This window comes from Brevundimonas sp. UBA7506 (assembly GCF_002479495.1).
In the GTDB taxonomy this organism is placed as follows: Bacteria; Pseudomonadota; Alphaproteobacteria; order Caulobacterales; family Caulobacteraceae; genus Brevundimonas.
Genome location: NZ_DLNQ01000005.1, coordinates 879217 through 898542 on the forward strand (window position 1 = coordinate 879217; position 19326 = coordinate 898542).

Genomic DNA, 19326 nt, shown 5'->3' on the forward strand with positions numbered 1-19326 from the left:
AATGACCAAGACGCCGAAACGCCCCGCCGCGGGTCTGCCCGACAAAGACACCCTGATCGCCTTCCTGCGGGAAGCCGGCGAGGCCCAGAAGGCCGACATCGCCCGTGCCTTCGGATTGAAGGGCGTGGAACGCCGCCAGCTGCGCGAGATGCTGAAAACGCTGGAGGCCGAAGGCGCACTGGGCAAACGCGGCCGCAAGGGCTTTTCCGAGGCCGGCGCCCTGCCCCCCGTCGGCGTGGTCGATGTGGTTGACCGCGACGCGGACGGCGAGCTGTACGTCGAACTGGTCAAGGGCGGCGAGGACGCGCCGCGCGCCCTGCTGCTGCCGGACCGCGAGGGCAAGACCCCCGCGCCAGGCATGGGCGACCGCCTGCTGGTCAAGTTCGCGCGCGGCGCCGAGGGCTGGGAGGCCCGCCTGGTCAAGCGGCTGGACGCCGGAACCAACCGCGTTCTGGGCGTGATCCGCAAGTCGGCGCGCGAAACCCGCGTTGAGCCGGTCGACAAGCGCTCCAAGGACGTCCTGCTGATCCCCTCGGCGGTGGCGGGCGACCTGCGCGACGGCGACCTGGTGCTGGCGTCGATCGAAAAGGGCGACCACCGTTACGGTCCCAAGCGCGGCAAGATCCTCGAGACCATCGGCCGCGAGGATGATCCCCGCGCCGCCTCGATCATCGCCATCCACGCCCACGGCCTGCCGACCGGCTTCTCGGAACTGGTCGAGCGCGAAGCCGAGGATCAGGCCCTGCCGACGCTCAAGGGGCGCGAGGACCTGCGCGAGGTGCCCTTCATCACCATCGATCCGGCCGACGCGCGCGACCATGACGACGCCGTCTACGCCGAGCGCGACACGGACCCGAAAAACCCCGACGGCTGGATCGTCTGGGTCGCCATCGCCGACGTCGCCGCCTATGTCCGTCCCGGCTCGGCGCTGGACCGCGAGGCCCGCGACAAGGGCAACTCGACCTACTTCCCCGACCGCGTCGAGCCCATGCTGCCGGAGATCCTGTCGAACGGCCTGTGCAGCCTGAAGCAGGGCGAGAACCGCGCCTGCATGGCCGTGCGCATGATCTTCGACAAGGACGGCAAGAAGACCGGGCACAAGTTCATGCGCGGCCTGATGCGGTCGCAGGCCAAGCTCAGCTACGAACAGGCCCAGGCCGCCATCGACGGTCAGCAGGATGATGTGACGGGCCCGATCATGGACGCCATCCTCTATCCCTTGTGGAACGCCTATTCGACCATGCTGAAGGGCCGCGAGCGCCGCAGCCCCCTGGCGATCGAAAGCCCTGAGCGTCGCGTCATCATGGCCCCCGGCGGCGGCATCGCCGCCATCGAGCCGCGCAAGTCGCTGGAGGCCCACCGCCTGATCGAAGAGATGATGATCCAGGCCAACGTCTGCGCCGCCGAGACGCTGGAGAAGACGCGCACGCCGCTGATCTACCGCGTCCACGACGCGCCCAGCCAGGAGAAGATCTTCAACCTGGCCGACTTCCTGCACACCATCGGCAAGCCGTGGAACAAGGGCGAGTCGCCGAACACCAAGCGGTTCAACAAGCTGCTGGACGAGACCCGCGACGGCCCGCACGCCGAGGTGGTCAACGAGGTGGTCCTGCGCACCCAGATGCAGGCCATTTACTCGCCGGACAACGTCGGCCACTTCGGTCTGCACCTGGACCGCTACGCCCACTTCACGTCGCCGATCCGGCGCTATTCCGACCTGATCGTCCACCGCGGCCTGATCCGCGGCCTGAACCTGGGCTCGGACGGCCTGACGGATCGTGAGATCGCTGAACTGGACGGCATCGCCGAACACGTCACCGAAACCGAGCGCCGTTCCATGGCCGCCGAGCGCGACGCCATGGACCGCTACATCGCCGCCTTCCTGGAAGACCACGTCGGCGCGACCTTCAGCGGACGGATCACCGGCGTGACCCGCTTCGGCCTGTTCATCCGCCTGGACGAAACGGGCGCCGACGGTCTGGTCCCCGTATCCTCGCTCGGCAACGAGTATTTCACCCACGACGACCGCGCCCACGCCCTGATCGGCGAACGCACGGGACAGCGCTACACCCTGGGTCGGCGCGTCGAGGTGCGTCTGGCCGAGGCCACGCCGGTCACCGGCGGTCTGGTGCTGGAGATGCTGTCCGACCCCGAACCGCGCGATCCCAATGCTCCGGCCCCGCGCTACGGCGTGCGCGGACGCGGCGGCGACCGTCCGCCGACACGCGGAAAAGGCCGCCCGGGCGGCCCCAAACCTCGCAACGGCGGCAAGCCGTCGGGCGGGCTGAAAGGGGTGCGCAAGGGCAAGCGGCGGTGAAATCCGCCGCCCCCTTCGACGCCGCTCAGGACCTGGCCGACGCACCGCGCACCGGCGGCGCGCAACGGCCCAGGGACGCCGCCACATTGATCCTGACGCGGGGCGCGAAGCGGCCGGAAGTGCTTATGGGTCGCCGCGCGCCCGGTCACGTCTTCATGGCCTCGAAGTGGGTCTTTCCCGGCGGGCGCATCGACCGCTCCGACTTCACCGCCGCCTCGACCGGCGAACTGTCGCCCGACGCGGCCCGACGGCTGGAGGCGGAAATGCCCGCCCGCCGCGCCCGGGCCCTGGCTCTGACGGCGGTGCGCGAAACCTTCGAGGAAACCGGCCTGATCCTGGGTCGCCCCGCCGCGCCGGCCTCGGTCGCCGGCCCGTGGCGCGAGTATCGTCAGGCCGGCGCCCTGCCCGATCTATCGGTCCTGTCCTACGTGGCCCGCGCCATCACGCCGCCGGGCCGCTCACGCCGGTTCGACGCCCGCTTCTTCATGGCTCCGGTCGAGGCCCTGCGCGATCCCGACCGGATCGAGGGTTCGGGCGAACTGGACGAGATCGCCTGGCTGCCGTTGGACGAAGCCCGCGCCCTGGACCTGCCCGCCATCACGCGCTTCGTCCTGGGCGAGATGGCCGAGCGCCTGGCCCACCCCGACCGCCCCCTGCCCTTCGTGCGCATGGTGCGCGGCCGTCATGTGGTCGAACACAGGCCCTGACGGCCCGCAGAAGCCTTGCTACTGGGCGACCGGCTTCTTCAGGTCGAACTCGACGCGGAAGTGGCGGTTGGGACGACGCAGCTCATAGGCGAACATCCGGCCCGGATGGACCTCCATCGCCCAGGTGTTAGTGGTCGAGACCGTAGCGTTGTTGGCGTTGAACAGATCGATGGATTCCTGATCGACCGGGAATTCCTGACGCTCGGCCGTGCCCGCGCCCGCCGTGTCGCCGCCGTACCAGTGCAGCGTGTCGGTCGTGCCGTCATCATGGCGGTGATCGTGCTTCAGACGCAGGCCCGTGGCGGTGCGCGTCACCACCCAGGTGCGCGAGCGGTCGGCGCCGACCCAGAAGGGAATGCGAATCTCTTCGGCTGAGCAGTCGCGCACGTGCATCAGCAGACGCTGGCTGGCGAAATCCGAATCGGCGGCGTCGGTCGTGACCACCCTGCCCTCGAATCTCTGGCCGCACAGGGCGCTCAGATTCTTGAAGAAGGCGTCCTGGGGCGTGTCCGCACGGGCGGCGGCGGGCAAGGACGACAGGGTCAGGGCGGCGGCCGCGAGGGCGATCGAGGTCAGGGCTTTCATCTCATCACCCTAACCGTTAGGAGGCTTTCCTCAACGCGACATCGCGGGCGTTGACTTTGGTCAGCGCCTGAGTATGTTCCGCCCCTCTCGTTTCATGCGGCTTTCGCCGTCGCAAAGGTAATTCCGATGGCCAAACCGGCTTCCATCAAGATCCGCCTGAACTCCACCGCTGACACCGGCTTCTTCTACGTGACCAAGAAGAACGCCCGTACGATGACCGAAAAGATGGTCGTCAAGAAGTACGACCCGGTCGTCCGCAAGCACGTCGAGTTCAAGGAAGGCAAGATCAAGTAAGGGCTTAACCGCCCGAGCCTCAGGGCTCGCTTGACTGCAGAATTCGAAACGCCCGGCTTTTCAGCCGGGCGTTTTTCGTCGTGCGTGCAACAGGAAGAACGGCTCAGGCCGCGCGGGCCACGACCTTGTTGCGGCCCGAGGCCTTGGCCTCATAGACGCCCTCGTCCGCCCGCTTCAGCAGGGCTTCCGGCGTGTCTTCCGTTCCCATGGTCGCGGCCACACCGACCGAGACGGTGATGTTCAGATGCGCGTTTCCGTCCATGACGCGGAACGGCGCGGCGCCGACATCCCGCCGGATCCGCTCGGCGATGCGGTGCGCGTCCTCCAGCGTGGTGCCAGGCATGACCACCACGAATTCCTCGCCGCCGAAGCGGCACGGCAGGTCAACGGCACGAACATTGGTCGCCAGCCGCACGGAAAACTCGCGCAGCACCTCGTCCCCGGCGTCATGGCCAAAGCCGTCGTTGACCGCCTTGAAGTGGTCGATGTCCAGCACCAGCACCGCCACCGGCTCGCCGCCGCGATTGGTCCGCGCCACCAGCGGCTGAAGCTGATTCGTCATGTAGCGACGGTTATGCAGACCGGTCAGGGCGTCGGTGACGGCCATCTCCAGGCTGTGGTCCAGCTTTTCGCGCAGGAAGTCGCCGTAGCGCTTGCGCCGCACCTGGGTGCGCACCCGGGCCGACAGTTCCTCGGGATCGACCGGGCGTGTCAGGATGTCGTTGGCGCCGAGTTCGAGCGCCTTCAACAGGCGGGGCCGGTCCTGCGAATCGACGAGGGCCAGGATCGGCAACCGCCGCGTCGGCTCCTTGGAACGGGCCTGGGCGATCAGCCTCAGACCGTCAAACCCTTCGGACGTCACATTAACGATCATCAGATCGACCGAGCCGCGCGCCGCCTCCAGAGCCGCTACGGGATCCGCCTCGACCAGCGGCCTGTGCTCGATCGCCAGCTCCTGCGCCACCTTGGCGGCCTGAAGCTCATTGTCATCGACGACCAGAACCCGCCCGCCGGAACCCTTGAGCCGCGCCACGCCCGCCGTGTCGACGCCGACGCGCCGCCCGCTCTCCTCGCGCTCGCGCAGTTCGTCCATGACCATCTTCAGCCGGGTCAGGCTCTTGACCCGCGCCATCAGGATAACGTCGTCCAGCGGCTTGGTCAGGAAGTCGTCGGCGCCGGCCTCAAGTCCGCGAATCCGGTCATGCCGTCCGTCCAGCGCCGTCACCAGAACCACCGGAATATGCCGCGTCCGGGGATCGTCCTTCAGGCGCCGACACGTCTCGAACCCGTCCATGCCCGGCATCATGACGTCCAGCAGGATCAGGTCGGGCTGCTCGGACGTCGCCAAGGCGATCGCCGAAAGCCCGTCACCGCAGGTCAGGGCGTCGTAATATTCAATCGTCAGCTTGGCTTCGAGCAGTCGGACATTCGTCTCGACATCGTCCACGACCAGGATGCGCGCGCTCATGCCGCCCTACCCCAGGTGTTTGCGGATCGTCTCGAGGAACGACACCACCGAAATGGGTTTGGAGATATAGGCCTCGCAACCACCCTGTCTGATCCGCTCCTCATCGCCCTTCATGGCGAAGGCGGTAACGGCGATGACGGGGATATGGTTCAGCTCTTCGTCGTCCTTGAGCCACTTGGTCACTTCCAGGCCCGAAATTTCCGGCAACTGGATATCCATCAGGATCAGGTCAGGGCGATGCTGGCGCGCGATGGCGAGCGCCTGCAGCCCTTCGCGGGTCTGCAGGGTCTCGTAGCCCTGGGAATCAAGCAGATCATGAAAAAGCTTCATGTTCAGCTCGTTATCCTCGACGATGAGGACTTTCTTGGACATCCGCCACCCGGCTGTTTCGCCAATAATTCGCGCCGCTGCGCAGGGCTTTTCGCCTTCTTCGGATGCACTGTGACGCGCGCAGTCTTAAGTTGAGGTGAAGCTGACATTTCTCATTGCGCTATCGTGCTTCGCACTGCTTGAGCGCCGACGGAGTTCAATTTGCCCCTGAAGGCTGTCTGCCGCGACTGCCTGTGGACCGGCGACCGCAAGGTCGAACGGTGTCCGTCGTGCGCCTCGCGCCGGGTGATCGCCCACGACGAACTCGGTGAGTTGACCATCGCCCACCTGGACTGCGACGCCTTCTACGCCTCAGTGGAAAAGCGCGACCGGCCTGAGTTACGCGACATGCCGGTCATCATCGGCGGCGGCAAGCGCGGCGTGGTCTCGACCGCCTGCTATGTGGCCCGCCTGCATGGCGTCGGCTCGGCCATGCCCATGTACAAGGCGCTGAAGGCCTGTCCCGACGCGGTCGTCATCAAGCCGGACTTCCGAAAGTACGTGGCCGAGAGCGAGCGCATCTTCGGCGCGGTGGGCAAGCTGACGCCCCTGGTCCAGACCCTGTCGCTGGACGAGGCCTGGATCGACCTGTCGGGCACAGAACGCCTTAACGGCGGCCCACCCGCCTTCCAGCTGATCCGCCTGCAGAAATGGATCGAGGACGAGACCGGCCTGACCGTCTCCATCGGACTGGCCCCCAACCGCTTCCTGGCCAAGATCGCCTCGGAACTGGACAAGCCGCGAGGGTTTTCGGTCATCGGCGCGACGGAGGCGAAAGACCTGCTGGCCTCGCGCCCGGTCAACATCCTCCCCGGCGTCGGGCCGGTGTTCGGGCGCACCCTGCGCTCGGACGGCTTCGCCACCGTCGGCGATCTGGCCGCCGCCGACGTCAAGGATCTGATCCGCCGATATGGCGAGACGGGCCTGCGGCTCTACGATCTCAGCCACGCCCGCGACGCCCGCCCCGTCCGCCCAGACCACGACCGACGCGGCATGAGCGCCGAGACCACCTTCAACGACGATCTGACCAGCGCCGACGACCTGGAGGCCGAGTTGTGGCCCCTGTGCGAGAAACTCGCGTCCAAGGCGCGGCGCGACGGCGTGGCCAGCCGCGTGGTGGTGCTGAAACTGCGTAAGGCCGACTTCAAAATCGTCACCCGCCGCATCACCCTGGCCGAGCCGGTGCAGACGGCGCGGGTGCTGTTTTCGGCCGGGCGCGACCTGCTGAAGCCCGAACTGGGCGAGCCCTATCGCCTGATCGGCATCGGCCTGGCCGAGATCGCAGAGGCAGCCGCCGCCCCCGCCGGCCTGTTCGCCACCGCCGAGACCCGCGCCCTGAAAACCGAGACCGCCATCGACGCCCTGCGCGAGAAATTCGGCGCCGCCGCCGTGGTCGCGGGCCGTGCGCTCAAGAAGCCCGGATGACGCGGACCGCCCGCCGCGCTAAACCCCGCTCGAACCCCTCAACGGAGTCTCCGACATGAGCATCCACGCCCGCATCGCCGAACTCGGCATCACCCTGCCTGAGCCCGCCAAGCCGGTCGCCAGCTACGTCTCCTACGTCCGCACGGGCAACCAGATCCTGATCTCGGGCCAGCTGTCGAACGACGCCAATGGCGGCATCAAGGGCACCGTCGGCGTCGACGTGACCCCGGAGCAGGCCGCCGAAGCCGCCCGTCTGTGCGGCATCAACCTGCTGGCCCAGATCAACGCCGCCGTCGATGGCGACCTGGATCGCGTCGTCCGCATCGTCAAGCTGGGCGCCTTCGTCCAGGCCGGCCCGGACTTCATCGCCATCCCCGCCGTCATCAATGGCTGCTCGGACCTGATGGTCGAAGTCTTCGGCGACGCGGGCAAACACGCCCGTTCGGCCGTCGGCGTCTACAAGCTGCCGCTCGGCTTCGCCGTGGAAATCGACGCCATCATCGAGGTGAAGTGAGCTTCACGCTTCAGGTCAACGACGGGATCGCCTCGATAGGCCGGGACGCGTGGGACGCCTGCGCGGCCCCCACCGGCGATCCCTTCGTCTCCTACGACTTCCTGCACGCCTGCGAGGCGTCCGGCAGCGCCGTCCCGTCCCAGGGCTGGGCGGCGCGCCACCTCTCCCTGCATAACGAAGACGGCGCCGTGATCGGCGTCATGCCCCTCTATCTGAAGGGCCACAGCCAGGGCGAATACGTCTTCGACCACAGCTGGGCCGACGCCTATCAGCGCGCGGGCGGCCGCTACTACCCCAAACTTCTCGGCGCCGTGCCCTTCACCCCCGCCACAGGGCCGCGTTTTCTGGTGAAACCCGTCACCCCGGAAAGCCCGCAGGGCTTATCCGGGGCCGCTCAGAACGCTGACGACAGCGCCCCCGGCGGTCCCGGCTCTGCGCTTCGCTCCGGTCGGGATGACGCGATCAGGGAGGCGCTATTGCAAGGCGCCCTGACCCTGGTCGAGCGGTTGGGCGTCTCGTCCCTGCAGGTCAACTTCCCGACCGAGCCGGAATGGCGCGCCATGACCGAGGCGGGCCTGCTGCCCCGCCGCGACATCCAGTTCATCTGGCGCAACGAGGGCTATCGGACCTTCGACGACTTCCTGGCCGCCCTGTCGTCCAATCGACGCAAGACCATCCGGCGCGAGCGACGCGAGGCGCAGGCGGGCCTCGATATCCGCGTCCTGACCGGCGCCGAGATCACCGAGGCCCACTGGGACGCCTTCTTCGCCTTCTACATGGACACCGGCGACCGCAAATGGGGCCGCCCCTATCTGACGCGCGACTTCTTCGCCCGCGTCGGGGCAACGATGGCCGACCGCATCGCCCTGGTCATGGCCTTCCGCGAGGGGACGCCCATCGCCGGGGCCCTGAACTTCATCGGCCGCGACGCCCTCTATGGCCGTCAGTGGGGCGCGCTGGAGGAGGTGCCCTTCCTCCATTTCGAGCTCTGCTACTATCAGGCCATCGACTTCGCCATCGCGCGCGGCCTGTCCCGCGTCGAGGCGGGGGCCCAGGGCGAGCACAAGATCGCGCGCGGTTACCTGCCCTCCCCGGTCTATTCCGCTCACTGGATCGCCGACCCGGCCCTGCGCGATCCGGTCGCCCGCTATCTCGACAATGAGCGGCCGGCGGTCGCGGCGGAGATGGAAGCGATGACGACTGAGCTGTCGCCTTATCGCAAAGGCTGACATTTGGTCGCGACCGACGCAAAGTCAGGAACTCTCGACCGGGCAAGGCGCTTCCCATGTGAGTCTCCTCCTCACATTTCAGGGATCACCATGACCGATCAACGTATCGAAGGCGTCGCGACGGAACTGAAGGGCAAGGCCCAGAACGGCCTGGGTCGCCTGACCGGCGACAGCAAGCTACAGGTCGAAGGCAAGCTGAACGAGGTCAAGGGCAAGGCGCTGGACGCCTATGGTCGCGTCATCGACGGCCTGGACGGCATGGTCGACAAGGCCCCCGCCGACCTGCGCGATCCGGCGCGCAAGGGCCTCGACTTCGCCCGCCGCAAACCCCTGCTGACCACCGGCATCATCGCTGGCGCGGCGGTGCTCCTTGGCGCGCTGGGCCGTAAGCGCTAGGCCTCAACCGTTGTCGGCCGCCTGTGCGAACAGGCGGCCGATTTCCGCGTCCGCCTGATCGGCGGCGTCCAGTTCGACCGTCGCCGTCAGCCGCTCGGACCAGCTTTCGCGCCGCGCCGACGGCGACAGACGCGGCGAAGCCTCCGGCGCCAACTTCAATCCCAGTAGAGCCCGTCCGCCCTTCAGCGGACGCATGGCCGCGAACTGCACGCTGCGCGAGAACGAAGTGTAGCCCTTGCGCTGCCCCGAGATCACGCCCTCGACGCCAGCCGCCGCACGCTCGACCGCCTCAAGGATGGCCAGCGAGGCTGCGTCCTTCCACAGGGCGTCGCGCAGGGCTTCAGGGTCGTCCCAGCCGGGACCATCGTCGGGGCGGCAGGCGTCCAGAATCTGCGCCGCGTGGTTCTGGCCCACGCCGTGCTCCGCCTTCAGCCAGGCCGCCTGGGCGCGCGGCGTGATCTCGGGACAGGTCTTCATGATGGCCACCCAGTCGGCCAACGGCTTGCCGGTATTCTTCTCCAGATTGGCCTGAACCGTGGCGAACCACTTCTTCTGCCGCGCGGTCAGCGCTGCACCCATGATCCGTCCCCTCCGTTTGCGCGAACCATGCCCCTGCCTGCGCCAAAGAAAAAGGCCCGGGCGTTTCCGCCCGGGCCTCCAGCCACAAACCTGAACGAAATCAGGCCGTTTCTTCTTCCTCTTCCTTCACCGCCGCGCCCTTGGCGGGGGTGATGTCGAAGGCGATCTTGCCGTCCTTCAGCTCGACCTTGACGTGTCCGCCGCGGGTCAGGCGGCCGAACAGGATGTCGTCGGCCAGCGGCTTCTTGATGTGCTCCTGAATGACGCGGGCCAGGGGCCGCGCGCCGTACAGTTCGTCGAAGCCGTTCTTGGCCAGCCAGTCGGTCGCCTCGTCGGTCAGTTCGATCGTGATGTTGCGGTCCGCCAGCTGGGCGTCCAGCTGCATCATGAACTTGCCGACCACCGAACGGATCGTCTCCGTGCCCAGCGGCTTGAAGGCCACGATGGCGTCCAGACGGTTGCGGAACTCCGGCGCGAACAGGCGCTGAATGGCCTTGTCGTCCTCGCCCTCGACCTTGCCCCGGCCGAAGCCGATGGAGGCGCGGGCGTTGTCGGCGGCACCGGCGTTGGTGGTCATGATCAGGATGACGTTCCTGAAATCGACCTTCTTGCCCACCGCGTCGGTCAGGGTTCCGTTGTCCATCACCTGCAGCAGGATGTTGTAGACGTCGGGGTGGGCCTTCTCGATCTCGTCCAGCAGCACCACCGAGTGCGGATGCTGGTCGACGGCGTCGGTCAGCAGGCCGCCCTGGTCATGGCCGACATAGCCCGGAGGGGCGCCGATCAGGCGGCTGACCGTATGGCGCTCCATGTATTCCGACATGTCGAAGCGCTGCATCTCGATGCCCAGGGTGGCGGCGAGTTGCTTGGCCACCTCGGTCTTGCCGACGCCGGTCGGGCCGCTGAACAGGAAGGCGCCGATGGGCTTGTTCGGGTCGCGCAGGCCTGCCCGCGCCAGCTTCATCGCCGCCGAGACCTGCTCGATGGCCTGTTCCTGACCAAAGACGGCGCGCTTCAGATCGGTCTCCAGCTCACGCAGGGATTCCGTGTCCGACTTGCTGACCGACTTCGGCGGGATGCGGGCCATCTTGGCGATGACGGCCTCGACCTCCTTCTGGCCGATAACCTTCTTGCGCTTGGATTCCGGCAGCAGCATCTGCGACGCCCCCGCCTCGTCGATCACGTCGATGGCCTTGTCCGGCAGCTTGCGGTCAGTGATGTAGCGCGCCGACAGATCGACCGCCGTGCGGATGGCGGCGTCGGTGTAGCGCAGCTTGTGGTGGGTCTCGTAGGTCGTCTTCAGACCCTTGAGGATTTTCACCGTGTCCTCGACCGTCGGTTCGTTGACGTCGATCTTCTGGAAGCGCCGCACCAGGGCGCGGTCCTTCTCGAAGTGCTGGCGGTACTCCTTGTAGGTGGTCGAGCCCATGCAGCGGAGGCTGCCCGAGGCCAGGGCCGGCTTCAGCAGGTTGGAGGCGTCCATCGCCCCGCCCGACGTCGCTCCGGCGCCGATCACCGTGTGGATCTCGTCGATGAACAGAACCGCGTTCTCGTGCGTCTCCAGTTCCTTGACGACCTGTTTCAGCCGCTCCTCGAAGTCGCCGCGATAGCGGGTGCCGGCCAGCAGCGCCCCCATGTCGAGCGAGTAGATGGTGGCGTCCTTCAGGACGTCCGGCACCTCGCCGTTGACGATCTTGCGGGCCAGGCCCTCGGCGATGGCGGTCTTACCGACACCGGGATCGCCGACCAGCAGCGGGTTGTTCTTGGTCCGGCGGCACAGGATCTGGATCGAGCGTTCGACCTCGGCCTGACGGCCGATCAGGGGGTCGATCTTGCCGCTCTTGGCCTTCTCGTTCAGGTCGACGCAATAGGCCTCCAGCGCCTCTCCGCCGGATTTGACGGCGGCGGCGTCCTCGGCGTCCTCGGGGCTGGCGCCGCGCGCGGGACGGGTCTCGGTCGCGCCCGGCTTCTTGGCGATGCCGTGGGCGATGAAGTTGACCGCGTCATAGCGCGTCATGTCCTGCTCTTGCAGGAAGTAGGCGGCGTGGCTTTCGCGCTCGGAGAAGATGGCGACCAGCACATTGGCGCCCGTCACCTCTTCGCGGCCCGACGACTGGACGTGGATGACCGCGCGCTGGATCACGCGCTGGAAGCCCGCCGTGGGCTTGGCGTCGTCGCCGTCGGCCGTGGCGAGGGCGGCCAGATCATTATCGACATAGAGGGTCAGCGCGGTCTTCAGCGCGCTGAGATCGACGTTGCAGGCCGTCATCACGCCCGAGGCGTCGGGATCGTCGATCAGGGCCAGCAGCAGGTGTTCAAGCGTGGCGTATTCGTGCCGACGCTCGTTCGCATAGTGGACCGCGCGGTGCAGGGTCTCTTCGAGAGGACGCGAAAACGAGGGCATGGGAGGTTCCTCTCAGTCCTTTTCCATCGTGCATTGCAGAGGGTGCTGGTGACGGCGCGCCGTCTCGACCACCTGGGCGACCTTGGTTTCGGCCACTTCGTAGGTGAAGACGCCGCAAACTCCGACGCCATGCTGGTGCACATGCAGCATGATGCGGGTCGCGTCTTCCCGGCTCTTCTGGAAGAACCGTTCCAGCACATAGATGACGAACTCCATCGGGGTGTAGTCGTCATTCAGGATCAGCACCCGATAGAGCGAGGGCCGCTGAAGTTTCGGCTTTGTCTCGGTGACGACGGCGGCGCCTGCGCCTCCGCCTTGTTCACCTGGCCGTCTGTTAGGCATTCGTTGTCCGTCTTCGGGGAGTCTTGATGGATCAGATAGGTGATGATGGCCTGATTTGTAGGGGCGTCCAGTCACGCCTTGTGTGAGCGGTGCTTGAGGCGCGGCCTTATCTCGCGTACCCCCGATTTATGGGGTGGGAAACGCGACGATCCGTAATGGCGCTGGCCGCAGGCAGCTTGGCGCAGGCCAGTTGTCTATCGGCCCCCGAACGAGACAATCTGGCCGTTTTCGACGCCATGTGGGAAACCATCGACGAATGGTATTTCGACCCGGCCATGAACGGCCTGGATTGGGCGGCTATTCGTCGTGATTGGCGGCCGCGAGCCGCGAAGGCCGAAACTCAGGCCGCGCTCTATCTGGATGTGCTGGTTCCGATTCTCGACCAGTTCGACTCGTCCCATATCGACATCCGCCCGCCGGACGTGATCACACTGCCAAGTGGACGTAGCTTCAAAATGCCGCGTCAGAAGCCCGGCTCTTCCAACCTTCTGCCCAGCGCCGATGAAGCCGGCCTAGGCGCAAAACTCACATGGATCGCGCCAGGCTTCGTGGTCGAGGATGTCGAGCTTTCGGGCCCCGCCTATGACGCCGGGCTTCGCCCCGGCCAAAGCGTAAAGCTGTCCAGCCTTCGGCGCATCGCCCCCGACAGCAAGGAACTCAAACTGGTCGAGACGCAGTCCAATCAGGTCATGACGATTCGATGGACCCCCAAGGCGCCGCCGCCGGGGACCGAAGGGCGAACCCTTGAAGATGGAACGGACTATCTTCGCTTCAACGTCTTCGATCAGAGCTCGATTGACTGGGTGATGACAAACATCCAGCAGGCGCCGCCGTCTCGGCTCATCCTCGACCTGCGGGACAATACCGGGGGCGTCATCGCCGAGGTGGGGCGACTCCTGTCGATACTCCTGCCTGTCGGCAGCGATATCGGCGTCTTCAAGACGAGGCAGGGCGTCCACCGAGGCAAGACTCTGCCCTCTCCCACGACATTTGCAGGCCCCTTGGCCGTCCTGATCGGTCCACGAACAGCCAGCGGCGGGGAAATAGGCGCCGCAGCGCTTCAGCACGGCCAGCGCGCTCGGTTGTTTGGCGCCAGAACCGCCGGAGCTGTTCTGGGGTCCCGGACCTTCTCTTTGCCTGACAGCGGCAAGTTGACGGTGCCGTTTTCTGACTACGTCAGTCCGCAGGGGCTTCGCATCGAGGGTATTGGCCTTTCGCCCGATGTCGAGATCGCCCGGACGGCCGAAAGCGCCCTCAAGCGCGTCGACCCCGCGCTGCTGGCCGCTTCTCAATGGCTCGACCAGCAAAAAGGCCCCGGCGTTTCCGCCAGGGCCTGATTGTACGCCTACTGAAAAAGTCAGGCTTAGCGAGCGGCCTGGAAGCTCTCGACGGACGCGGTGACGCGCTCGTTGATCGGCTTGAAGCTGTCCTTCACCGAAGCGGTGAAGATTTCGGTCGCCTTGCCGAACTGAGCCAGATAGGCCTCGGCGGCCGACTTGGCCCACGAGGTCTGCAGTTCGACCAGTTCCTGGACCGAACGCGCCTGGCTGATCGACTGGGCGGCGGCGACGCCGTCTTCCCAGGACTTCTTCGAGAAGGCCAGAGTCTCTTGCGACAGGGCCTCGACGCCCTTCTGGGCGGCGGCGGCCGACTCGACGACGGCTTCGAGGTTCTTCTTGCCGTGAGCGTTCAGCTCGGTCAGCGAGGCGACGGACTTGTCCACGCCTTCGCGGAAGGCCTTGGCGCCGGCGGCCTGGATGGATTCAGCCTGGGCCTTGGCCTTGGCGGTCGTCTGTTCAACGGTCTTCTTAACAGTCTCGGCGGCGTCAGCCATTGGGACTCTCCCGAAGCGGATAAAGGATCTCACGACGAACAAGGTTCATCGCGACACGTGTCATATGGTGCAAGTGCGAAATGACTTCAAGTGAAAATTGTGCGACGCAACATATGATCGCCGATCACCTGCCGGCGCCATCCGCGATCACAACTCCGTTGACAGCTTGTTAACCCTCTCGAAACCCGCGAGTCCGATGTTAGCCTTTGTAACGCGCGGTGATCACGGTCGTCTTCGCGCCACAGTGACGAGGCTAGTAGATTGACCATGAACGCTGCATTCCGCCGCCGCTTCCTGGCCGCCCTGGTTCTGGGCGGCGTGGTCCTGACACCCGCACTCGGCGCGCCGCCGCCGGTCGCCCAATCCTCTGACAATTCGCGCTACGCCTCGATCGTGGTCGACGCCTCCTCGGGCGAGGTGCTGTTCTCGCGCTTCGCCGACGCCCGGCGCTATCCGGCTTCGATCACCAAGGTCATGACCTTGTATCTGGTCTTCGAGGCGCTGGAGTCCGGCAAGGTCAAGCTGACCGACAACCTCACCGTCTCGCCGCGCGCCGCTTCGCAGCCGCCGTCGAAACTGGGCCTGGCGGCCGGCCAGTCGATCAGCCTGGACGACGCCATGAAGGCCACGGCGGTCCGCAGCGCCAACGACATGGCCGTGGTCCTGGCCGAGCATATCGGCGGTTCGGAAGCCCAGTTCACCGCCCGAATGACGGCCAAGGCCAAGGAGCTGGGGATGGACCATACCCGGTTCACCACCGCCAACGGCCTGCCCGACACGCGCCAGGCGACGACCGCCCGCGACCTGTCGATCCTGAGCCGCGCCGTGATGCGCGACTACCCGCAGTACTATCGCTACCTCGGCCTGCACGACTGGTACTTCAACGGTCGCGACTACCGGAACACCAACGGCCTGCTGGCCACGGGCCGCGGCTATGACGGCATCAAGACCGGCTTCACCAACGCCTCGGGCTACAACCTGGCCGCCTCTTCGGTGCGTGACGGCAAGCGGATCATCACCATCGTCATGGGCGGTCGCTCGACCGCCAGCCGCAACGCCCACGTGGCCGAGTTGATGGATACCGGCTTCGAGGTCCAGCGCCGTCGCGGTCAGGGCGAACGCATCCAGGTGGCCCAGACCTTCTTCGAGCAGCGCGGCTACGGCATCAGCGCCGATCCCAACCCGCCGGTCGAATACGCCTCGGCTTCGGACGAGGACGGCGAAGGCGTGGGCTCGACCGCCGTGGCCTATGTCGCCGGTCCGCCGCCCGCCACCCTGCCGACCGAGGTGACGCCGCCGCCGTCGACCCGCGCCACGCCGCGCGCGAGCGCTCCGGTCCAGCGCGCCGAGGCCCGCACGCCTGAAAATCTCACAGCATCTTTGAACGGCGGCTCCTCGACGCGTCGCCCGACCTCGGCCGCCCCTGCCCGCTCGACCCGCGATGCCGCCCGCGCGCCCTCAGGCCGCTGGACGGTTCAGGTCGGCGCCTTCCGCGAGGAAGCCGTGGCCCGCGACTGGCTGAATGACGTCAGCCGCCGCTTCCGCACCCAATTCACTGATGCCCAGCGCGACGTTCAAAACGCCAACGGCTGGTATCGCTCGCGCTTCACCGGCATGACCGAAGCTGCCGCCCAGGCGGCCTGCGAAACCCTGAGTGAGCGCCGCGTGACCTGCATGGTCATCCGTCCCAGCTAGGCCGCCCTGCCCTGACCGTTGCGCCAGCTTCCCTCGGCCAGACGCCGGGCGTAGTCGGCCACGTCTGATGGCCAGGCCTCGATGGCGGCGTCAAACGCCGCCCAATCGCCGGCGAACAACATCCGTGTCGCCTCTTCATAGCCGGGCTGATCGCCGGCCACGGCGGTCATGAAGCGATAGGCGGCCTCGCGACAGCGGCGCACGCGATCCGGTCCCTCAGCTTCGCGCAGGGCGCTCTCGACCAACTTCCGCAGCGCGACAGAGGCTCCGCCCGGCTGAGCCGCCAGCCAGTCCCAATGGCGCGGCAGCAAGGTCACCTCGCGCGCCGTCACACCCAGCTTGGGCCGCCCCGGCCCGCGCTTCTCGACCGGCTCGGACGGCAGGCGCGCCAGCACGGCCGCCAGATCGCCGCGCAAGTCGAACTCCACCGGCCGGGCGTCGGCATCGTCGAAGACCAGAACCGCCTCGCCCGCATCATGGGCCGTCTTGACGGCGGCCACGACCTCGGCCGGCGCGCCCGAGGCGATCAGGCGATCAGCGGCGAAGGCAGTGCAGGTTGCTGTGGTCATCGTCAGCTCCTTGAAGGTCGCGACGATTTACCCGGGCAAAATATTCACGTCAATATTACCCGGATTATTCAACGCGCCCGCTCACCTTCGCCAAACAGGGAGGCCGCGATCCAGCTGACCACGCCCGTGACAATGGCCGCCCCGATCCCCGCCCACAGACCGTTGACCGAGAAACCGCCCAGGAACCAGGCCGTCAGTCCAATCATCGCCGCGTTCACCACCAGCAGGAACAGACCCAAGGTCACGATGGTCAGCGGCAAAGTCAGGATCACCATGATCGGCCGCACGATGGCGTTGACCAGTCCGAGGATCACCGCCGCCGCGACCAGCGACCCGGTCGAGGTGAAGTCCACCCCCGGCACGACCTTGGCGGACAGCCACAACCCCAGAGCCGTGACGACAGCCTGAACGATGAAACGCAACATTGGACGCAATCTCCGTGAACCTTGACCATATAGCGCGTCAGATCGCGTTTCGCTCCCGTGCGAAATCCGCCCTGCCCTGCTAGCCTCCGCGCGACACCTCTGACGGAGCCTCCCCATGAGCCTTCATGGCGCCTACGACCCCGACAACATCTTCGCCAAGATCCTGCGCGGCGAAATCCCCAGCGTGAGGGTGTGGGAAGACGATGACGTCCTGGCCTTCATGGACGTCTTTCCCCAGTCCGAGGGCCACGTTCTGGTGGTGTCCAAGACATCGACGGCGCGAAACATCCTGGAGATCGAGCCGGAGCGCTTGGCCAAGTTGACCGCCGCCGTCCAGCGCACCGCCCGCGCGGTCGAAAAGGCGCTGAAGCCCGAGGGCCTCAGCCTCATGCAGTTCAATGGCGAGGCCGGAGGCCAGACCGTCTTCCATCTGCATTTCCACATCGTTCCACGATGGGCCGACCGCGCCATGAAGGGCCACGGTCATGCGCCGATGGCCGACACCGAACACCTCAAGGCCCTGGCCACGCGGATCGCCGCCGAGTTGGACTGACTACAGCGGCCCCCTGAATATGAAGAAGGCCCCGCCCGCGATTAGCGAAAACCCGACCAGATGGTTCAGGGTCAGCTTCTCGCCCAGATAGGCCACCGAGAAGACGGCGAAGACCAGCAGGGTGATCACCTCCTGCATGGTCTTCAGCTCGGCCGCCGAATAGACCTGATGGCCGATGCGGTTGGCGGGCACGGCCAGGCAGTATTCAAAGAAGGCGATGCCCCAGCTCAGGATCACCACGATCCACAGCGGCTTGGACCCGAATTTCAGGTGACCGTACCAGGCGAAGGTCATGAAGACGTTCGACAGGGCCAGCAGAAGGATCGGCGTAAGATAGGGCGTCATCGGCATGGCCGGACTGTGCTTGCGTCCTGACGATTCCACCAGCATAAGGCGCGCAACGCCGGATTAGCACAGTGGTAGTGCAGCGGTTTTGTAAACCGAAGGTCGCGGGTTCAAATCCTGCATCCGGCACCATCGCCTTGCATTAACGACCAATGTTCGCCTAACCTGCCCTCTTCTCAGGGAGCAAGGCAGATGATCCTCACCCTCATTTTGCTCGCGGCGTTGCAGACGCCCACGACGCAGGCTGAACCTGGCGCACAGACGTCTCCGGCCGCGCAAGCCTCGCAGGCCGCCCGTCCTGCGGAAACGGCCAGGTCCAATCGCCGCGCCCGACCGGTCTGCCAGCACCGCGCCCGCACAGGCTCAGTCCTGAGACGAGATGTCTGCGTGTCCGCTCAACAGGCGGCGAACCAGCAAAGCGCCGCGAAGCAATACATAGAAGAGGCGACCGCCGGGATCGGCCATGAGGAACTGCCTCTGGGCGGCCTTCCGCGCGAATAGCCGCCCGAGTGAGAGCGCTGGCCTTCCTTATCCAGCGCAGGCTATAGGCTGCCATTGACGACACCTGTAGCCCGCCGCCTCCTCCCCATGTCTGAGACGACCAACAAGCTGGGCCACAAGATCGGGACGCGCGGCGCGCGGACCCGTCGCGCCATACTCGACGCCCTGCGCGAGCTGCTGAATCACAAGCACCTGGGCGAAATCCGAGCCGCCGACGTGGCTATGGCGGCGGGCGTCTCGGCGCCGACCTTCTACACCTACTTCAAGTCGGTCGAGGAAGGCCTGCTGATCCTCTGCGAGGAGGCGGGCGAGGACTTTCAACGCCTGGCGCGGCACATTCACGCCGACTGGACCGCGGACCGCGCCTTTGACGCGGTACGGGCCTATGTGCTGGAGGTCCTGGCCCTTTGGAACGACCATGGGCCGGTGCTGCGGGTCGAGCATATGCTGGCCGACAAGGGCGAGCCCGACTTCGCTGAAAGCCGCATCAAGCGAATGCGCCGCCTGCACCTGGCGCTGGAACGCCGCATCGCCCAGGCCAAGGCCAACGGTCACCTGCCGGAGGGCCTCAGCCCGCGCCTGACCTCCTACGAGACCGCCAATCTGGTCGAGTCAGTCGCCGCCGGTTTCGCCCTGATGCGCCGCGCCGACACTGCCGAGGCCATTGTCGACACGACGGCGCATATCGTCGTGAAGCTGACGACGGGGCGCTGACGCCCCAAGGGCCCAGCGTCATTCCTGGTGGGCCGCGGTCAGAAGGCTCCGCCTCCTCGAC

At 66.5% G+C, this 19326-nt stretch carries 22 protein-coding genes and 1 tRNA gene; 13 read left to right on the forward strand and 10 right to left on the reverse strand.

Annotation, left to right across the window (positions count from 1 at the left end):
* Nucleotide 1: 1 nt before the first annotated feature.
* Nucleotides 2-2317, forward strand: a complete 2316-nt coding sequence (gene rnr / locus B3K53_RS06210) for a ribonuclease R (protein ID WP_292083264.1) — start codon at nucleotides 2-4, stop codon at nucleotides 2315-2317.
* On the forward strand, nucleotides 2314-3024 hold the full coding sequence (locus tag B3K53_RS06215) for an NUDIX hydrolase (RefSeq protein ID WP_292083265.1): 711 nt from the start codon (nucleotides 2314-2316) through the stop codon (nucleotides 3022-3024). The genes rnr and B3K53_RS06215 overlap by 4 nt, the downstream gene beginning before the upstream one ends.
* A gap of 18 nt (nucleotides 3025-3042) precedes the next feature.
* On the opposite strand, the gene B3K53_RS06220 is transcribed toward B3K53_RS06215, so the two are convergent.
* Nucleotides 3043-3609 (reverse strand): hypothetical protein, encoded by a 567-nt coding sequence (locus B3K53_RS06220; RefSeq protein WP_292083267.1) that lies wholly within the window; start codon nucleotides 3607-3609, stop codon nucleotides 3043-3045.
* A gap of 126 nt (nucleotides 3610-3735) precedes the next feature.
* Here B3K53_RS06220 and rpmG point away from each other — a divergent pair, with 126 nt between their 5' ends.
* Nucleotides 3736-3903 carry a 50S ribosomal protein L33 gene (gene rpmG, locus B3K53_RS06225; RefSeq protein WP_003164451.1) on the forward strand — a complete coding sequence of 56 codons (168 nt, stop codon included), beginning with the start codon at nucleotides 3736-3738 and terminating at the stop codon, nucleotides 3901-3903.
* 103 nt (nucleotides 3904-4006) lie between these two features.
* Here the strand turns inward: rpmG and B3K53_RS06230 are convergent, their stop codons facing one another.
* Nucleotides 4007-5371 carry a PleD family two-component system response regulator gene (locus B3K53_RS06230; protein ID WP_292083268.1) on the reverse strand — a complete coding sequence of 455 codons (1365 nt, stop codon included), beginning with the start codon at nucleotides 5369-5371 and terminating at the stop codon, nucleotides 4007-4009.
* A gap of 6 nt (nucleotides 5372-5377) precedes the next feature.
* A complete protein-coding gene (locus tag B3K53_RS06235; RefSeq protein WP_184273318.1) occupies nucleotides 5378-5743 on the reverse strand; it encodes a response regulator in 366 nt (121 codons plus the stop codon).
* 165 nt (nucleotides 5744-5908) lie between these two features.
* Here B3K53_RS06235 and B3K53_RS06240 point away from each other — a divergent pair, with 165 nt between their 5' ends.
* The 4 genes from B3K53_RS06240 to B3K53_RS06255 all read left to right on the forward strand — a co-directional run bounded on the left by B3K53_RS06240 (nucleotide 5909) and on the right by B3K53_RS06255 (nucleotide 9304).
* On the forward strand, nucleotides 5909-7165 hold the full coding sequence (locus B3K53_RS06240) for a DNA polymerase IV (RefSeq protein ID WP_409515793.1): 1257 nt from the start codon (nucleotides 5909-5911) through the stop codon (nucleotides 7163-7165).
* 55 nt (nucleotides 7166-7220) lie between these two features.
* The gene (locus B3K53_RS06245; RefSeq protein ID WP_292083271.1) at nucleotides 7221-7679 is read left to right on the forward strand and encodes a RidA family protein; all 459 of its coding nucleotides are present in this window, start codon (nucleotides 7221-7223) and stop codon (nucleotides 7677-7679) included.
* Nucleotides 7676-8908: a GNAT family N-acetyltransferase gene (locus tag B3K53_RS06250; RefSeq protein WP_292083272.1), complete on the forward strand. Its 1233-nt coding sequence runs from the start codon at nucleotides 7676-7678 to the stop codon at nucleotides 8906-8908. The genes B3K53_RS06245 and B3K53_RS06250 overlap by 4 nt, the downstream gene beginning before the upstream one ends.
* Before the next feature lie 90 nt (nucleotides 8909-8998).
* Nucleotides 8999-9304 (forward strand): CsbD family protein, encoded by a 306-nt coding sequence (locus B3K53_RS06255; protein WP_292083273.1) that lies wholly within the window; start codon nucleotides 8999-9001, stop codon nucleotides 9302-9304.
* Between the two features lie 3 nt (nucleotides 9305-9307).
* On the opposite strand, the gene B3K53_RS06260 is transcribed toward B3K53_RS06255, so the two are convergent.
* The 3 genes from B3K53_RS06260 to clpS form a co-directional block, all read right to left on the reverse strand.
* Nucleotides 9308-9883, reverse strand: coding sequence for a DUF4287 domain-containing protein (locus tag B3K53_RS06260; RefSeq protein ID WP_292083274.1), 576 nt, complete (start codon nucleotides 9881-9883; stop codon nucleotides 9308-9310).
* Nucleotides 9884-9983: 100 nt separating this feature from the next.
* A complete protein-coding gene (gene clpA / locus B3K53_RS06265) occupies nucleotides 9984-12287 on the reverse strand; it encodes an ATP-dependent Clp protease ATP-binding subunit ClpA (protein ID WP_292083275.1) in 2304 nt (767 codons plus the stop codon).
* Between the two features lie 12 nt (nucleotides 12288-12299).
* A complete protein-coding gene (clpS, locus tag B3K53_RS06270; protein ID WP_003164443.1) occupies nucleotides 12300-12629 on the reverse strand; it encodes an ATP-dependent Clp protease adapter ClpS in 330 nt (109 codons plus the stop codon).
* Nucleotides 12630-12784: 155 nt separating this feature from the next.
* Between clpS and B3K53_RS06275 the strand changes: the two genes are divergently transcribed.
* Nucleotides 12785-13966 carry a S41 family peptidase gene (locus B3K53_RS06275; RefSeq protein ID WP_292083277.1) on the forward strand — a complete coding sequence of 394 codons (1182 nt, stop codon included), beginning with the start codon at nucleotides 12785-12787 and terminating at the stop codon, nucleotides 13964-13966.
* A gap of 26 nt (nucleotides 13967-13992) precedes the next feature.
* On the opposite strand, the gene B3K53_RS06280 is transcribed toward B3K53_RS06275, so the two are convergent.
* A complete protein-coding gene (locus B3K53_RS06280) occupies nucleotides 13993-14463 on the reverse strand; it encodes a phasin family protein (protein ID WP_292083278.1) in 471 nt (156 codons plus the stop codon).
* Nucleotides 14464-14730: 267 nt separating this feature from the next.
* Between B3K53_RS06280 and B3K53_RS06285 the strand changes: the two genes are divergently transcribed.
* Nucleotides 14731-16158, forward strand: a complete 1428-nt coding sequence (locus B3K53_RS06285) for a serine hydrolase (protein WP_292083279.1) — start codon at nucleotides 14731-14733, stop codon at nucleotides 16156-16158.
* On the opposite strand, the gene B3K53_RS06290 is transcribed toward B3K53_RS06285, so the two are convergent.
* Both B3K53_RS06290 and B3K53_RS06295 read right to left on the reverse strand, forming a co-directional pair.
* Nucleotides 16155-16727 (reverse strand): DUF2239 family protein, encoded by a 573-nt coding sequence (locus B3K53_RS06290; RefSeq protein ID WP_292083280.1) that lies wholly within the window; start codon nucleotides 16725-16727, stop codon nucleotides 16155-16157. The genes B3K53_RS06285 and B3K53_RS06290 overlap by 4 nt on opposite strands.
* A gap of 68 nt (nucleotides 16728-16795) precedes the next feature.
* Entirely contained in the window at nucleotides 16796-17152 is a 357-nt protein-coding gene (locus tag B3K53_RS06295; RefSeq protein WP_292083281.1) for a phage holin family protein, read from the reverse strand.
* 115 nt (nucleotides 17153-17267) lie between these two features.
* Between B3K53_RS06295 and B3K53_RS06300 the strand changes: the two genes are divergently transcribed.
* A complete protein-coding gene (locus tag B3K53_RS06300) occupies nucleotides 17268-17705 on the forward strand; it encodes an HIT family protein (protein ID WP_292083283.1) in 438 nt (145 codons plus the stop codon).
* Here the strand turns inward: B3K53_RS06300 and B3K53_RS06305 are convergent, their stop codons facing one another.
* The gene (locus B3K53_RS06305) at nucleotides 17706-18056 is read right to left on the reverse strand and encodes a DMT family protein (RefSeq protein WP_292083377.1); all 351 of its coding nucleotides are present in this window, start codon (nucleotides 18054-18056) and stop codon (nucleotides 17706-17708) included. It lies immediately after the preceding gene.
* 51 nt (nucleotides 18057-18107) lie between these two features.
* Between B3K53_RS06305 and B3K53_RS06310 the strand changes: the two genes are divergently transcribed.
* The 3 genes from B3K53_RS06310 to B3K53_RS06320 all read left to right on the forward strand — a co-directional run bounded on the left by B3K53_RS06310 (nucleotide 18108) and on the right by B3K53_RS06320 (nucleotide 19265).
* Nucleotides 18108-18182: transfer RNA gene (locus tag B3K53_RS06310), tRNA-Thr, on the forward strand.
* 60 nt (nucleotides 18183-18242) lie between these two features.
* A complete protein-coding gene (locus tag B3K53_RS06315) occupies nucleotides 18243-18551 on the forward strand; it encodes a hypothetical protein (RefSeq protein ID WP_292083284.1) in 309 nt (102 codons plus the stop codon).
* A gap of 87 nt (nucleotides 18552-18638) precedes the next feature.
* Nucleotides 18639-19265, forward strand: a complete 627-nt coding sequence (locus tag B3K53_RS06320; protein ID WP_292083285.1) for a TetR/AcrR family transcriptional regulator — start codon at nucleotides 18639-18641, stop codon at nucleotides 19263-19265.
* The last annotated feature ends 61 nt before the right edge of the window (nucleotides 19266-19326 follow it).

What these genes read in the sequence shown, in the direction of transcription:
- B3K53_RS06315 (WP_292083284.1), top strand. Translation starts at nt 18,243, where the DNA reads ATGATCCTCACCCTCATTTTGCTCGCGGCGTTGCAGACGCCCACGACG.
- B3K53_RS06260 (WP_292083274.1), bottom strand. Translation starts at nt 9,883, where the DNA reads ATGGGTGCAGCGCTGACCGCGCGGCAGAAGAAGTGGTTCGCCACGGTT.
- B3K53_RS06280 (WP_292083278.1), bottom strand. Translation starts at nt 14,463, where the DNA reads ATGGCTGACGCCGCCGAGACTGTTAAGAAGACCGTTGAACAGACGACC.
- B3K53_RS06285 (WP_292083279.1), top strand. Translation starts at nt 14,731, where the DNA reads ATGAACGCTGCATTCCGCCGCCGCTTCCTGGCCGCCCTGGTTCTGGGC.
- B3K53_RS06275 (WP_292083277.1), top strand. Translation starts at nt 12,785, where the DNA reads ATGGCGCTGGCCGCAGGCAGCTTGGCGCAGGCCAGTTGTCTATCGGCC.
- B3K53_RS06245 (WP_292083271.1), top strand. Translation starts at nt 7,221, where the DNA reads ATGAGCATCCACGCCCGCATCGCCGAACTCGGCATCACCCTGCCTGAG.
- B3K53_RS06255 (WP_292083273.1), top strand. Translation starts at nt 8,999, where the DNA reads ATGACCGATCAACGTATCGAAGGCGTCGCGACGGAACTGAAGGGCAAG.
- B3K53_RS06230 (WP_292083268.1), bottom strand. Translation starts at nt 5,371, where the DNA reads ATGAGCGCGCGCATCCTGGTCGTGGACGATGTCGAGACGAATGTCCGA.
- clpA (WP_292083275.1), bottom strand. Translation starts at nt 12,287, where the DNA reads ATGCCCTCGTTTTCGCGTCCTCTCGAAGAGACCCTGCACCGCGCGGTC.
- rpmG (WP_003164451.1), top strand. Translation starts at nt 3,736, where the DNA reads ATGGCCAAACCGGCTTCCATCAAGATCCGCCTGAACTCCACCGCTGAC.
- B3K53_RS06300 (WP_292083283.1), top strand. Translation starts at nt 17,268, where the DNA reads ATGAGCCTTCATGGCGCCTACGACCCCGACAACATCTTCGCCAAGATC.
- B3K53_RS06295 (WP_292083281.1), bottom strand. Translation starts at nt 17,152, where the DNA reads ATGTTGCGTTTCATCGTTCAGGCTGTCGTCACGGCTCTGGGGTTGTGG.
- B3K53_RS06305 (WP_292083377.1), bottom strand. Translation starts at nt 18,056, where the DNA reads ATGCCGATGACGCCCTATCTTACGCCGATCCTTCTGCTGGCCCTGTCG.
- B3K53_RS06320 (WP_292083285.1), top strand. Translation starts at nt 18,639, where the DNA reads ATGTCTGAGACGACCAACAAGCTGGGCCACAAGATCGGGACGCGCGGC.
- B3K53_RS06290 (WP_292083280.1), bottom strand. Translation starts at nt 16,727, where the DNA reads ATGACCACAGCAACCTGCACTGCCTTCGCCGCTGATCGCCTGATCGCC.
- B3K53_RS06235 (WP_184273318.1), bottom strand. Translation starts at nt 5,743, where the DNA reads ATGTCCAAGAAAGTCCTCATCGTCGAGGATAACGAGCTGAACATGAAG.
- rnr (WP_292083264.1), top strand. Translation starts at nt 2, where the DNA reads ATGACCAAGACGCCGAAACGCCCCGCCGCGGGTCTGCCCGACAAAGAC.
- B3K53_RS06220 (WP_292083267.1), bottom strand. Translation starts at nt 3,609, where the DNA reads ATGAAAGCCCTGACCTCGATCGCCCTCGCGGCCGCCGCCCTGACCCTG.
- clpS (WP_003164443.1), bottom strand. Translation starts at nt 12,629, where the DNA reads ATGCCTAACAGACGGCCAGGTGAACAAGGCGGAGGCGCAGGCGCCGCC.